Genomic DNA, 13,368 nt, shown 5'->3' on the forward strand with positions numbered 1-13,368 from the left:
TCTTCTCCCCGCTACCTCTTTGTGAGGAGAAAGTTATGGACGTCGGTTCAATCAAGAATTCGTTGAATCCGCTGCTTACTGGGCGCGCTGCTCCCGTAGAAGAGCGTAAGCAGTCAACTGGCAGCCCCGAGGAAGAGCCTGTAGTTCAAGCGGCTGCCGCTGGGCAGGGCGGTGCCTCCCGTGAGCAGGTTGAATCAGCTGTGTCGACCATCCAGGAGTTCGTTCAGTCGGTGCGGCGGAACGTGAATTTCACCCTGGAAGATGCTTCCGGAAGAGTGGTGGTTAAAGTTACCGATGCGTCTTCCGGGGACATCATCCGGCAGATTCCGTCGGAAGAGGCCCTCCAGTTAGCCGAGAGTCTCGAGGAAGTGCGTAGTTTGCTGTTCAAGGCCGAGGCTTAACTTTTTAGTTGGCACGGCTTTTGACTGTTAGCCACCATTCGGTGGTTAAGAGTCATATTTTTGGCGAGGTGAGAAATGGCTGGAATACTAGGTGTTGGAACGGGCATCAAGATTGATGAAATCGTCGCCGCGCTGGTTAACGCCGAGAAGGCACCGAAGACTCAGCAACTTGATCGCCTTGAGAAAGCAACGACCTCGCGCTTTTCCGCGCTAGGTACGTTGAAAGGGTCGCTGAGTGGGTTGCAGACCGCCATCCAGAATCTCAACAAGCCATCTCTTTTCACGACTCGCACTGCCTCTTCGAGCAGCAGTGCAGTGCTCAGTGCCAAAGCGGACACTGCAGCTATTGCCGGCAAGTACAGCGTTCAGGTCCAGCAACTGGCGACCAGCAGTAAAGTCGGTTTGCAGTCGGTGCCTGCCACTGCCTCCACTACGTTCAACAGTGGAAAAATGACTATCTCTGCTGGCTCATCCAGTATTGAGGTGGATGTTACTGCTGCCAATAACACCCTTGCAGGCGTGCGTGACAGCATCAATGCCGCCGGTAAAGACAAAGGCATCAGTGCCACTATAGTGACGGATGCTTCCGGATCTCGGTTGGTACTGAACTCAAGCAAGACCGGCGCTGGCAACGACATCAAGGTCGCTGTCGCTGAGGATGGCGTTACGACGGGTACTGTGGCCCTTGCCACTCAAGCTTTTCAGTCATCCGCTAGCCTCAAGCTACCTGCCTTCAGTGGTGCTCCGGGCGCCACTTTGTTTCAAAGCGGAAACCTAGCCATCAAGGCAGGCTCGACCAATCTCAATGTGGCTATCAGCGATGGTTCTTCTCTTGAAAGTGTTCGAGATGCCATCAACGCTTCCGGTGCTGGCCAAGGGGTCTCAGCCAGTATCGAAACAGATGCGTCCGGCTCTCGATTGGTGTTGAACTCCACCAACGGTACCGCGCTTGAAGTGACGGCAACTGCCTCTGGTGGTACTCCCACCAGCAATGCTTTGACCTCTCTGAATCCCGCTGCTGGGGTAACTGCTACCTCCGCCAGTCCCAACTCCACCAGTGGTGCGGCTGGGGTAATCAGCAAAGCTCAGTCGGCTGTATTGTTCGTTGATGGTCTCAAGGTCGTCAGCGAAAGCAATACCGTGTCTTCTGCCATTGATGGCGTCACGCTGAACCTAGCCTCGGCTCAAAGTGAGAGCGACCTGGCTGCCGGTAAGACTATCGACGTCACCATTGGCGTCGATAAGGGCTCGGTCAAGACGAATATCCAGAAGTTTGTCGATGCTTATAACGGCGTCATGACTACTGCTGCACAGCAAACCGCCGTGGTTCAGGTTGGCGAAGGCTCCAAGCCGGTTACGGGGGCGCTGGTCGGAGATGCCACGGTTCGAGGGCTGCTGGCGGGATTGCGCAACGAGCTTGTCAAGACGACGGGAGAAGAGGGGGTTCGTGCGCTGGCTGACCTCGGTATCACGACCCAGAAGGACGGCACGCTCAAGATTGATGACGCTAAGCTGTCCTCGGCGCTGGATGCTGACTTTGAGCAAGTCTCCAGCTACTTTACGGGCGACAAGGGTTTGATGGTGCGACTCGACAGGAATGTCGGCGAATACCTCAAAACCGGCGGAGTATTTGATCAGCGCACCAAGGCGTTGCAGGCCACCTTGACCGGACCTGGCGGCATAGACGAACAGCGCAAAGCGCTGGATATGCGCGTTGGTAAAATCCAAGAGCGTTTAGTGGCTCAATACACCGCCATGGACCAGCTGGTTGCTCGTCTGCAGAAAACCAGCGAGAGCCTGACCAACCAGTTGGCCAGCCTGCCTGGCCTCGTGAAGAAGAGCTGACGATGAGCAAGAAACCGATCGACACCTATAAGCAGGTCAAGACCAGCCAGGAAGTCAGTCCTTACAGGGCCGTACAGATGTTGCTGGACGGCGCCTTGGAACGTGTTCTGCTCGCGCGTCAGGCGCAGGCGGAAGGCGATATCGAGATTCGCGGTATGGCGGTGGGCAGCACCATCACCATCCTCGGCGTGCTACAGGCCAGCCTCGACAAGAAGTTGGGCGGCGAGATCGCCGAAAATCTCGATGCGCTGTACGACTACATGACCCGCCGTCTGGCTGGTGTAGCGCTGGACGATACGCCGCGCAGCCTTGATGAAGTGCAGAAGCTGCTGACTCAGCTGAAGTCTGCCTGGGACGGCATCGGTCCGGAAGTAGAGCCCGCCGCCGCTACGGAATAATCCGCTTTTTTGCTTCGTTCGGTCCTCAAGGTGAGGACCGCTTTGCCGATACAAAGACTGTATCCAGGCAATGTTCAGTGGAGCAATCATGAACGCAATGGCGGCCCTTCGGCAGTATCAAACCGTCAACACTCAGGCCCAGGTCAGCGACGCCAGTCCGCATCGTTTGATCCAGATGCTCATGGAAGGTGGCCTGTCCCGCCTGGCGCAGGCCAAGGGCGCCATGATGCATGGCCAGCATGCAGCGAAAGGCGAGCTGATCAGCAAGGCAATTGGTATTATCGGCGGCCTGCGCGAGAGTCTCGACCTGAAGCAAGGCGGCGAAATTGCCGCTAATCTCGACAGACTCTATGAGTACATGGTTTCGCGCCTGGTTGAGGCCAACATCGGTAACGATGTGGCGATCATCGACGAAGTGGCCGAGCTGTTGCGCAACGTGAAATCCGGTTGGGATGCCATCAGTCACTGAGCATCTGCAGTGTGAAGGGGAAGTAGCCATGAGTTCATCCGTCCAGCTTCTTGAAGCCACCGGTAACGCCTTGCGTGATGCACTTGCTCGCCGGGACTGGGCTGCCATTGGTGAGCTGGATGCCCAGTGCCGCCATGCCGTCGATGAGGCCATGGTCGAGGCCGAGCGTGACGAGGGCGTGCTGCGTGAGCGTATGCAGACTCTGCTGGATCTCTACCGTGAATTGGTGATGACCTGCCAGGCCGAGCAGCGTCGCTTGGCTGGCGAGCTGGTACAGCTCAACCAGTCGCAACAGGGTGCCAAGGTCTACCAGCTGTTCACCTGAAGATCATCCTTCCTTACGAATTTCTCAGGCATCTACAGACAATTACGGATGCTCTCGGGATTCGCAGAAAAATTTACGCCATAAATTTGACTCTCGCCTGATTTTTGACTTTACTAGTGGCCAATTGCCGTTGTCGCTTGGCGACTCCTTTTCCCAGCCCGCGAGCCAGACCAGAATAAGATGTGGCGTGAAACCAAAATCCTGCTGATTGACGACAACGCCGAGCGCCGCCGCGACCTGGCGGTGATTCTCGGTTTTCTTGGCGAAGACCATCTGGCCTGCAGCAGCGCCGATTGGCGTGAAGCAGTGGGCAAGCTCGACTCCAGCCGCGAAGTGCTCAACGTCCTGCTCGGCGATGTGAACGCCAAGGGCGGTGCCCTGGAGCTGCTCAAGCAGATCATCGCCTGGGACGAGAACCTGCCGCTGCTGATGATCGGCGAGCCGGTTCCGGCCGACTGGGCGGAGGATCTGCGCCGGCGGGTGCTGGCCAGCCTGGAGATGCCGCCCAGCTACAACAAGCTGCTCGACTCCCTGCACCGTGCCCAGGTCTATCGCGAGATGTACGACCAGGCCCGCGAGCGTGGCCGCCAGCGCGAGCCCAATTTGTTCCGCAGCTTGGTCGGCACCAGCCGTGCCATCCATCAGGTGCGTCAGATGATGCAGCAGGTGGCCGATACCGAGGCCAGCGTGCTGATCCTCGGCGAATCGGGTACCGGCAAGGAGGTGGTGGCGCGCAACCTGCACTATCACTCCAAGCGCCGCGAAGCGCCGTTCGTACCGGTCAACTGCGGGGCGATTCCGGCGGAGCTGCTGGAAAGCGAACTGTTCGGCCATGAGAAGGGCGCATTTACCGGTGCCATCACCAGCCGTGCCGGGCGCTTCGAACTGGCCAATGGTGGCACCCTGTTCCTCGACGAGATCGGTGACATGCCGCTGCCGATGCAGGTCAAGCTGCTGCGGGTGTTGCAGGAGCGCACTTTCGAACGGGTCGGCAGCAACAAGACCCAGTCGGTGGATGTGCGCATCATCGCCGCCACCCACAAGAACCTGGAAAAGATGATCGAGGAGGGGACCTTCCGCGAGGACCTCTACTACCGCCTCAATGTCTTCCCGATCGAGATGGCGCCGCTGCGTGAGCGCGTGGAAGACATCCCGCTGCTGATGAACGAGCTGATCTCGCGCATGGAGTTCGAGAAGCGCGGCTCCATCCGCTTCAACTCCGCCGCCATCATGTCGTTGTGCCGCCATGACTGGCCAGGCAACGTGCGCGAGCTGGCCAACCTGGTCGAGCGCATGGCGATCATGCACCCCTATGGCGTCATCGGTGTCGGTGAGCTGCCGAAGAAATTCCGTCATGTCGATGACGAGGACGAGCAACTGGCCATCAGCCTGCGCGAGGAGCTGGACGAGCGTGCCGCTATTGGCTCCAGCATGCCGGGCATGGCCAATACTGCCATGCTGCCGCCGGAGGGCCTCGATCTGAAGGATTACCTCGGCAATCTCGAACAGGGGCTGATCCAGCAAGCGCTGGATGATGCCAATGGCGTAGTGGCGCGAGCCGCCGAGCGCCTGCGCATTCGCCGCACCACCCTGGTGGAGAAGATGCGCAAGTACGGCATGAGCCGCCGCGATGACGAAGGTGGCGACGAGGACTGAATCTCCTCGCTGTCCATGAAATAGAGCCGGAGCTTTGACGCAAGCTCCGGCTTTATTTTTTAAGTGATTGAAATATAAAGCCTATTTTTTAGGCATGGGGATTGCTAAGACACTCTCGACTGACCGTCTGCTGACGGTTCGCCAGCCGAGAGAAGAGCATGAGCCAAGCCGCCCCGTCGCCCGTTACCCCCGAAGCCGCCGCGCCAGCTGCGCCTATCGAACAGGCCAGCCGTGCCAACCTGGAACAGGCCTTCGCCCTGTTCAACCAGATGTCCACGCAGCTCAGCAGCTCCTACAGCATGCTCGAGGCGCGGGTCAGCGAACTCAAGGGCCAACTGGCCCTGGTCAGCGCGCAGCGCATGCAGGAGTTGGCCGAGAAGGAGCGCCTGGCCCAGCGTCTGCAGAGTTTGCTCGATCTGCTGCCCGGCGGCGTGATCGTCATCGATGGTCAGGGTGTGGTGCGCGAGGCCAATCCGGTGGCGCGCAGCCTGCTGGCCAAGCCGCTGGTGGGGATGCTCTGGCGCGAGGTGATCGCGCGCAACTTCGCTCCGCGTGAAGACGACGGCCACGAGATTTCCCTCAAGGATGGGCGCCGCCTGTCCATTGCCACCCGTTCGCTGCAGGGCGAGCCGGGGCAGCTGGTGTTGCTCACCGACCTGACGGAAACCCGCCGACTGCAGGATCAGCTGGCGCGCCACGAGCGCCTGTCGTCCCTGGGGCGCATGGTCGCCTCGCTGGCTCATCAGATCCGCACGCCGTTGTCCGCCGCGCTGCTGTATGCCAGTCACCTCGCCGAGCAGGAGCTGCCGTTCGAGCAGCAACAGCGTTTCGCCGGGCGCATCAAGGAGCGCCTGCATGAGTTGGAGCATCAGGTGCGCGACATGCTGGTGTTCGCCCGCGGCGAGCTGCCCTTGCCCGATCGCATCGCCCCCAACGCCTTCTTCGACGCCTTGCGCCGCGCCGCCGAGCCCCATGTGCTGGGCATGAATGTGCGCTGGCAGTGCGATACCCGCCTGGGCGAGTTGCTGTGCAACCGCGACACCCTGGTCGGTACCGTGCTCAATCTGATCGAGAATGCCATTCAGGCCGGCGGCCGCGAGGCCAGCCTGAAGATTCACCTGTATGCCCGCGACAACAGCCTGCGTCTGTGTGTCAGCGACAACGGGCCGGGCATCGACGAAGTCACCCTGGCGTGCCTTGGCGAGCCTTTCTTCACCACCAAAACCACCGGTACCGGCCTCGGCCTGGCGGTGGTTCAGGCCGTGGTGCGCGCCCACCAGGGCGAGCTGCGCCTGCGTTCGCGCGTTGGTCGTGGCACCACCGCCACCCTCGTATTGCCGCTGATCAGCGCGGCGCAACCGGATATTCAGGAGTAAGCCCATGACCGCCAAGGTTCTGCTGGTCGAAGACGACCGCGCACTGCGTGAGGCGCTTGCCGACACCCTGCTGCTCGGCGGCCATGACTTCCGCGCCGTTGAGTGCGCCGAGGATGCCATCGAGGCGCTGGGCGAAGAGGCTTTCAGCCTGGTGATCAGCGACGTCAACATGCCCGGCATGGACGGCCACCAACTGCTCGGCCTGATCCGCGCCAGCTATCCGCAACTGCCGGTACTGCTGATGACTGCCTATGGTGCGGTCGAGCGTGCGGTGGATGCGATCCGTCAGGGCGCCGCCGATTACCTGGTCAAGCCGTTCGAGCCGCGCACTTTGCTGGAGCTGGTGGCGCGCCACGCCCTCGGTCGTCTGCCAGCCAGCGACAGCGATGGCCCGGTGGCCTGCGAGCCGGCCAGCCGGCAACTGCTGGAGCTGGCCGCCCGCGTGGCCAGGAGCGATTCCACCGTGCTGATCTCCGGCGAGTCCGGTACCGGCAAGGAAGTGCTGGCGCGCTACATCCATCAGCAGTCGAACCGCGGCAATGGCCCATTCATCGCCATCAACTGCGCGGCGATTCCTGACAACATGCTCGAGGCCACCCTGTTCGGTCACGAGAAGGGCGCCTTCACTGGCGCCATCGCCGCCCAGCCGGGCAAGTTCGAACTGGCCGATGGCGGCACCATTCTGCTCGACGAGATTTCCGAGATGCCGCTGGGGCTGCAGGCCAAGCTGTTGCGCGTGCTGCAGGAGCGCGAAGTGGAGCGGGTAGGGGCACGCAAACCGATCAACCTGGATATCCGCGTGCTCGCCACCACCAACCGCGACCTGGCCGGCGAAGTGGCAGCCGGGCGTTTCCGCGAAGACCTCTACTATCGCCTGTCGGTCTTCCCGCTGGCTTGGCGTTCCCTGCGCGAGCGGCCTGCCGACATTCTGCCGTTGGCCGAGCGCCTGCTCGGCAAACACGTCAAAAAAATGAACCATGCCGCCGTCCAGCTCTCGCCGCAGGCCCGCGCCGCGCTGGTGGCACATGCCTGGCCGGGCAATGTGCGCGAGCTGGACAACGCCATCCAGCGTGCGCTGATCCTGCAACAGGGTGGGCTGATCCAGCCGCATGACCTGTGCCTGACCGCGCCCATCGGCATGGCGCCGATTAGCGTCGCGCCGCCTGTGAGGCTGGTGGCTGGCAATCCCGTGGCCCCGGCGACGGGAGCGTCGGTCCCGGCTCCGACCAGCAATCCGACAGAGGAGCCAACCGCCGCTGCGGAGGGCGCCGGTGCCCTGGGCGAAGATCTGCGCCGCCGCGAGTTCCAAGTGATCATCGATACCCTGCGCGCCGAGCGAGGCCGCCGCAAGGAGGCTGCCGAGCGCCTGGGCATCAGCCCGCGGACCCTGCGCTACAAGCTGGCGCAGATGCGCGACGCCGGCATGGACGTGGAAGCCTACCTCTACGCCAGCTGAGTATTCGGCCACGCTCGGCCTTGCCGAGCGCGGCAGTAACAATCCCCTCTTGGCCCGCCTCGCGCGTGTCTTTGTTTTTTGGCACTGTGCTTGCAGATACCCCCGCACAGGCCGCGTAGCGTCAAAAAACCGCGGTCGCTGGAGGAAAGGTCATGAGCCAGGGTGTCGAATTCAATCGCCTGATGTTGGAAATGCGCTCCATGCAGATGGAGGCCATGGCCAAGGTCAAGCCTGCGCAGGTTTCCGCGCCGGAGCCGGGTGCGCCGAGCTTCTCGGAAATGCTCGGCCAGGCCGTTGAAAAGGTGAACGAGACCCAGCAAGCGTCCAGCCAGTTGGCCACTGCCTTCGAGATGGGGCAGGCGGGTGTCGATATCACCGACGTGATGATCGCCTCGCAGAAGGCCAGCGTTTCCTTCCAGGCCATGACCCAGGTGCGCAACAAGCTGGTTCAGGCCTATCAAGACATCATGCAGATGCCGGTTTAACAGGGCGGATTTGAGTCATGGCTGAAGCAGTCGCTGCAAACGTACCCGCCACCACTGGCGCCGACGAGCCGAAGAAGCCGCTGTTCGGGCTGGCCTTCCTGGAGAACCTCTCCGAGATGTCCATGCTGCGCCAGCTCGGCCTGCTGGTCGGCCTGGCCGCCAGCGTGGCGATCGGCTTCGCCGTGGTCCTGTGGTCGCAGCAGCCGGATTACAAGCCGCTGCTGGGCAACCTGGCCGGTATGGACAGCAACCAGGTAATGGAGGTGCTCAATGCCGCCGACATCGCCTACACCGTCGAGCCCAATTCCGGGGCGCTGCTGGTCAAGTCCGACGACCTCGGCCGCGCCCGCATGAAGCTGGCTGCCGCCGGCGTGGCGCCGGCCGACGGCAACGTCGGCTTCGAGATCCTCGACCAGGAGCAGAGCCTGGGCACCAGCCAGTTCATGGAGGCCACCCGCTATCGCCGCGGCCTGGAAGGCGAGCTGGCGCGCACCATCTCCAGCCTGAACAACGTCAAGGGTGCCCGCGTGCACCTGGCTATCCCGAAGAGCTCGGTGTTCGTGCGTGACGAGCGCAAGCCCACCGCCTCGGTGCTGGTCGAGCTCTACCCGGGCCGCAGCTTGGAACCGAGCCAGGTAATGGCCATCGTCAATCTGGTGGCCACCTCCGTGCCGGAGCTGACCAAGTCGCAGGTCACCGTGGTCGACCAGAAGGGCAACCTGCTGTCCGACCAGCAGGAGCTGTCCGAGCTGACCATGGCCGGCAAGCAGTTCGACTACACCCGGCGCATGGAAACCCTGTTCACCCAGCGCGTGCACAACATCCTGCAGCCGGTGCTGGGCAATGGCCGCTACAAGGCCGAGGTTTCCGCGGACGTCGACTTCAGCGCGGTGGAATCCACCTCCGAGATGTTCAACCCGGACCAGCCGGCCCTGCGCAGCGAGCAGCAGGTCAACGAGCAGCGCTCCAGCAGTATGCCGCCGCAAGGCGTGCCGGGTGCCCTGAGCAACCAGCCGCCTGGCGCCGCCACCGCTCCCGAGCAGGCCGCTGCCGCACCGGCGCCGGCCGGCCCGGTCGCCCCCGGCCAGCCGCTGCTGGACGCCAATGGCGCGCAGATCATGGACCCGGCCACCGGCCAGCCGATGCTGGCGCCGTATCCGGCGGACAAGCGCGAGCAGTCCACCCGCAATTTCGAGCTGGACCGTTCGATCAGCTACACCAAGCAGCAGCAGGGCCGCTTGAAGCGCCTGTCGGTAGCCGTGGTGCTGGACGACAAGGTCAGCATCAACCCCGAAACCGGCGATACCACCAGCAGTCCCTGGAGCGCTGATGATCTGGCCCGCTTCACCCGTCTGGTGCAGGACTCGGTGGGCTTCGACGCCAGCCGCGGCGACAGCGTCAGCGTGATCAACGCGCCGTTCTCCTCCGAGCTCGGCGAGGTCATCGAGACCCCCTGGTATCAGAGCGAGCTGTTCCTGATGGGCATGGGTGCCCTGAAGCAACTTTTCCCCGCGCTGTTGATCTTCCTTCTGGTGTGGTTCGTTTTGCGCCCGGTGCTCAACAACATCGCCGGTGGTGGCAAGAACGCCGCGGGCGAAGGCCGCGAGGGCGATGTGGAGCTGGGCGACATGGGTGGCCTGGAGGGCGAACTGTCCTCTGATCGGGTAAGCCTCGGCGGCCCGCAGAGCATCCTGCTGCCAAGCCCCACCGAGGGTTATGATGCACAACTGAACGCCATCAAGAGCCTGGTGGCGGAAGATCCGGGCCGCGTCGCCCAGGTAGTCAAAGAGTGGATCAACGCCGATGAGTGACAATCGCACCGCCGTCAAGCTGAACAAGGTCGACAAGGCCGCCATTCTCCTGCTGTCCCTCGGCGAGACGGACGCGGCGCAGGTGCTGCGTCACCTCGGGCCGAAGGAAGTGCAGCGGGTCGGCGTGGCCATGGCCGGCATGCGCAACGTGCAGCGCGAGCAGGTCGAGCAGGTGATGGGCGAGTTCGTCGATATCGTCGGCGACCAGACCAGCCTGGGCGTCGGTTCCGACGCCTACATCCGCAAGATGCTCACCGCGGCGCTGGGCGAGGACAAGGCCGGCAACCTGATCGACCGCATCCTGCTCGGCGGCAGTACCAGCGGCCTGGACAGCCTGAAGTGGATGGAGCCGCGCGCCGTGGCCGACGTGATCCGCTACGAGCACCCGCAGATCCAGGCCATCGTGGTCGCCTACCTCGATCCGGACCAGGCCGGCGAGGTGCTCAGCCACTTCGACCACAAGGTACGCCTGGACATCATCCTGCGCGTGTCTTCGCTCAACACCGTGCAGCCGGCGGCGCTCAAGGAGCTCAACCAGATCCTCGAGAAGCAGTTCTCCGGCAGCGCCAACACCACCCGCGCCAACCTGGGCGGCGTGAAACGCGCGGCGGACATCATGAACTTCCTCGACAGCTCGGTGGAGGGCCAGCTGATGGACTCCATCCGCGAGGTCGACGAGGACCTGTCCAGCCAGATCGAGGACCTGATGTTCGTCTTCGACAACCTGGCCGACGTCGACGACCGCGGCATCCAGGCGCTGCTGCGCGAGGTGTCTTCGGACATCCTGGTGCTGGCCCTCAAGGGCGCCGACGACGGCATCAAGGAAAAGGTCTTCAAGAACATGTCCAAGCGCGCCGCCGAGCTGCTGCGCGACGACCTGGAGGCCAAGGGCCCGGTGCGCGTCAGCGAAGTGGAGACGGCGCAGAAGGAAATCCTCACCATCGCCCGGCGCATGGCCGAATCCGGCGAGATCGTCCTCGGCGGCGCCGGCGGCGAGGCGATGATCTAAGCCATGGTGCCGCCCAAGGAAGCGCCCAGCGAGCTGATCCGCGCCAAGGACGTGGCGGGCTTCGACCGCTGGGCCATACCCAGCTTCGATCCCGAGGTCGAGACTCCGCCCGAACCCGAGCCGGAGCCCGCACCTGCGGTCGAGGTCGAGCAGGTTCAGGTGGAGGAAGTGGCGGTCGAGGACGTCAAGCCGCTGACGCTCGACGAGCTCGAGGCGATCCGCCAGGACGCCTACAACGAAGGCTTCGCCACCGGCGAGAAGGACGGCTTCCGCGCGGGCCAGCTCAAGGCCAAGCAGGAGGCCGATGCCGCCTTGGCCGGCAAGCTGACGCAGTTGGAGCAGCTCATGGGCCACCTGATGGCGCCCATCGCTGAGCAGGACCAGGAACTGGAGAAGGTGCTGGTCAATCTGGTCAGCCAGATGACTCGCCAGGTGATCAAGCGCGAATTGACTAGCGACTCCAGCCAGATCCGCCATGTGCTGCGCGAGGCGTTGAAGCTGCTGCCCATGGGCGCGAGCAACGTGCGCATCCACATTCATCCGCAGGACTTCGAGTTGGTGAAGGCCCTGCGCGAGCGCCACGAGGAGAGCTGGCGCATCCTCGAGGACGAGTCCCTGCAGCCCGGCGGCTGCCGGGTCGAGAGCGAGCACAGCCGCATCGACGCCAGTGTCGAGACGCGCATGGCCATGGCTCTCAAGCAGCTGTTCGAACAGCAGCGGGCGCAGGTCACCAATCCCCCGGAGGCCGATATCCAGGTCGATCTGGAGAGCCCCGATGCGCCTTGAGCGCACCAGCTTCGCCAAACGCATGGCCGGCTATGCAGAGGCCGTCGAGCTGCCGACTCAGCCGGTGGTGGAAGGCCGCCTGCTGCGCATGGTAGGCCTGACCCTGGAGGCCGAGGGTCTGCGCGCCGCCCTCGGCAGCCGCTGCCTGGTGATCAACGACGACAGCTATCACCCGGTGCAGGTAGAGGCCGAGGTGATGGGCTTCTCTGCCGGCAAGATCTACCTGATGCCGGTCGGCAGCTTGGCCGGCATCGCCCCCGGTGCTCGCGTGGTGCCGTTGCCGGACACCGGTCGCCTGCCCATGGGCATGTCCATGCTCGGCCGGGTGCTGGACGGCGCCGGCCGCGCCCTGGATGGCAAGGGCGGGATGAAGGCCGAGGACTGGGTGCCGATGGACGGCCCGACCATCAACCCGCTCAATCGCGACCCGATTCATGTGCCGCTGGACGTCGGCATCCGTTCCATCAACGGCCTGCTCACCGTCGGTCGTGGCCAGCGCCTGGGCCTGTTCGCCGGTACCGGCGTGGGTAAATCGGTGCTGCTGGGCATGATGACCCGCTTCACCGAGGCGGAGATCATCGTGGTCGGCCTGATCGGCGAGCGGGGCCGCGAGGTCAAGGAGTTCATCGACGAGATTCTCGGCGAGGAGGGCATCAAACGTTCCGTGGTGGTCGCCTCGCCGGCCGACGATGCGCCGCTGATGCGCCTGCGCGCCGCCATGTACTGCACGCGCATCGCCGAATACTTCCGCGACAAGGGCAAGAACGTCCTGTTGCTGATGGATTCGCTGACCCGCTTCGCCCAGGCCCAGCGTGAAATCGCCCTGGCCATCGGCGAGCCGCCGGCGACCAAGGGTTATCCACCGTCGGTGTTCGCCAAGCTGCCGCGCCTGGTCGAGCGAGCCGGCAACGCGGAGCAGGGCGGTGGTTCGATCACTGCCTTCTACACCGTGCTCAGCGAGGGCGATGACCAGCAGGACCCGATCGCCGATGCCGCCCGTGGCGTGCTCGACGGCCACTTCGTGCTGTCGCGCCGGCTGGCCGAGGAAGGCCATTACCCGGCCATCGATATCGAGGCCTCGATCAGCCGGGTCATGCCCCAGGTGGTCAGCCCCGAGCATCTCAAGCAGGCCCAGCGCTTCAAGCAGCTGTGGTCGCGCTACCAGCAGAGCCGTGACCTGATCAGCGTCGGCGCCTACGTGCCGGGCGGCGATCCCGACACCGACCTGGCCATCGCCCGCCAGCCGGCCATGGCCCGCTACCTGAAGCAGAGCCTGGGCGAAAGCGAGTCCATGGCCGATAGCGTCAGCCAGCTGGCGCAGGTGTTCAATCCGCAGGCGCAGGCCTGATAG

The 13,368-nt window shown here is 63.4% G+C and carries 13 protein-coding genes; all 13 read left to right on the plus strand.

The genetic code is table 11. The annotated features are described in order from the left end of the window. Positions 1–35 precede the first annotated feature (35 nt). The 13 genes from N7607_RS18610 (at position 36) to fliI (ending at position 13,365) form a co-directional block, all read left to right on the plus strand. Entirely contained in the window at positions 36–401 is a 366-nt protein-coding gene (locus N7607_RS18610) for a flagellar protein FlaG (protein WP_279867333.1), read from the plus strand. A 75-nt stretch (positions 402–476) separates the two neighbouring features. Then, a complete protein-coding gene (gene fliD / locus N7607_RS18615; RefSeq protein WP_279867334.1) occupies positions 477–2,246 on the plus strand; it encodes a flagellar filament capping protein FliD in 1,770 nt (589 codons plus the stop codon). A 2-nt stretch (positions 2,247–2,248) separates the two neighbouring features. After that, positions 2,249–2,644 carry a flagellar export chaperone FliS gene (gene fliS / locus N7607_RS18620; RefSeq protein ID WP_279867335.1) on the plus strand — a complete coding sequence of 132 codons (396 nt, stop codon included), beginning with the start codon at positions 2,249–2,251 and terminating at the stop codon, positions 2,642–2,644. An 88-nt stretch (positions 2,645–2,732) separates the two neighbouring features. Further along, entirely contained in the window at positions 2,733–3,113 is a 381-nt protein-coding gene (gene fliS, locus N7607_RS18625) for a flagellar export chaperone FliS (protein WP_279867336.1), read from the plus strand. A gap of 28 nt (positions 3,114–3,141) precedes the next feature. After that, positions 3,142–3,438: a flagellar protein FliT gene (locus N7607_RS18630; RefSeq protein ID WP_137972835.1), complete on the plus strand. Its 297-nt coding sequence runs from the start codon at positions 3,142–3,144 to the stop codon at positions 3,436–3,438. A gap of 180 nt (positions 3,439–3,618) precedes the next feature. Beyond that, entirely contained in the window at positions 3,619–5,094 is a 1,476-nt protein-coding gene (locus tag N7607_RS18635) for a sigma-54 dependent transcriptional regulator (protein WP_279867339.1), read from the plus strand. Positions 5,095–5,252: 158 nt separating this feature from the next. Then, positions 5,253–6,470, plus strand: a complete 1,218-nt coding sequence (locus tag N7607_RS18640; protein ID WP_279867341.1) for an ATP-binding protein — start codon at positions 5,253–5,255, stop codon at positions 6,468–6,470. A gap of 4 nt (positions 6,471–6,474) precedes the next feature. Next, a complete protein-coding gene (fleR, locus tag N7607_RS18645; RefSeq protein ID WP_279867342.1) occupies positions 6,475–7,926 on the plus strand; it encodes a sigma-54-dependent response regulator transcription factor FleR in 1,452 nt (483 codons plus the stop codon). A gap of 152 nt (positions 7,927–8,078) precedes the next feature. Further along, a complete protein-coding gene (fliE, locus tag N7607_RS18650; protein WP_279867343.1) occupies positions 8,079–8,411 on the plus strand; it encodes a flagellar hook-basal body complex protein FliE in 333 nt (110 codons plus the stop codon). Positions 8,412–8,428: 17 nt separating this feature from the next. Next, positions 8,429–10,222, plus strand: coding sequence for a flagellar basal-body MS-ring/collar protein FliF (fliF, locus tag N7607_RS18655; protein ID WP_279867344.1), 1,794 nt, complete (start codon positions 8,429–8,431; stop codon positions 10,220–10,222). Beyond that, positions 10,215–11,231: a flagellar motor switch protein FliG gene (fliG, locus tag N7607_RS18660; protein ID WP_192398504.1), complete on the plus strand. Its 1,017-nt coding sequence runs from the start codon at positions 10,215–10,217 to the stop codon at positions 11,229–11,231. Before fliF ends, fliG begins: the two co-directional genes overlap by 8 nt. Positions 11,232–11,237: 6 nt before the next feature. Beyond that, positions 11,238–12,017: a flagellar assembly protein FliH gene (gene fliH, locus N7607_RS18665; protein ID WP_279867427.1), complete on the plus strand. Its 780-nt coding sequence runs from the start codon at positions 11,238–11,240 to the stop codon at positions 12,015–12,017. Beyond that, positions 12,007–13,365, plus strand: coding sequence for a flagellar protein export ATPase FliI (gene fliI / locus N7607_RS18670; RefSeq protein ID WP_279867345.1), 1,359 nt, complete (start codon positions 12,007–12,009; stop codon positions 13,363–13,365). Before fliH ends, fliI begins: the two co-directional genes overlap by 11 nt. Positions 13,366–13,368: the final 3 nt, after the last annotated feature.

Source organism: Pseudomonas sp. GD04019, from assembly GCF_029837695.1.
Lineage (GTDB): Bacteria > Pseudomonadota > Gammaproteobacteria > Pseudomonadales > Pseudomonadaceae > Aquipseudomonas.

What these genes read in the sequence shown, in the direction of transcription:
- fliS (WP_279867335.1), top strand. Translation starts at nt 2,249, where the DNA reads ATGAGCAAGAAACCGATCGACACCTATAAGCAGGTCAAGACCAGCCAG.
- N7607_RS18610 (WP_279867333.1), top strand. Translation starts at nt 36, where the DNA reads ATGGACGTCGGTTCAATCAAGAATTCGTTGAATCCGCTGCTTACTGGG.
- N7607_RS18640 (WP_279867341.1), top strand. Translation starts at nt 5,253, where the DNA reads ATGAGCCAAGCCGCCCCGTCGCCCGTTACCCCCGAAGCCGCCGCGCCA.
- fliS (WP_279867336.1), top strand. Translation starts at nt 2,733, where the DNA reads ATGAACGCAATGGCGGCCCTTCGGCAGTATCAAACCGTCAACACTCAG.
- fleR (WP_279867342.1), top strand. Translation starts at nt 6,475, where the DNA reads ATGACCGCCAAGGTTCTGCTGGTCGAAGACGACCGCGCACTGCGTGAG.
- fliE (WP_279867343.1), top strand. Translation starts at nt 8,079, where the DNA reads ATGAGCCAGGGTGTCGAATTCAATCGCCTGATGTTGGAAATGCGCTCC.
- fliG (WP_192398504.1), top strand. Translation starts at nt 10,215, where the DNA reads ATGAGTGACAATCGCACCGCCGTCAAGCTGAACAAGGTCGACAAGGCC.
- N7607_RS18635 (WP_279867339.1), top strand. Translation starts at nt 3,619, where the DNA reads ATGTGGCGTGAAACCAAAATCCTGCTGATTGACGACAACGCCGAGCGC.
- fliD (WP_279867334.1), top strand. Translation starts at nt 477, where the DNA reads ATGGCTGGAATACTAGGTGTTGGAACGGGCATCAAGATTGATGAAATC.
- fliF (WP_279867344.1), top strand. Translation starts at nt 8,429, where the DNA reads ATGGCTGAAGCAGTCGCTGCAAACGTACCCGCCACCACTGGCGCCGAC.
- fliI (WP_279867345.1), top strand. Translation starts at nt 12,007, where the DNA reads ATGCGCCTTGAGCGCACCAGCTTCGCCAAACGCATGGCCGGCTATGCA.
- N7607_RS18630 (WP_137972835.1), top strand. Translation starts at nt 3,142, where the DNA reads ATGAGTTCATCCGTCCAGCTTCTTGAAGCCACCGGTAACGCCTTGCGT.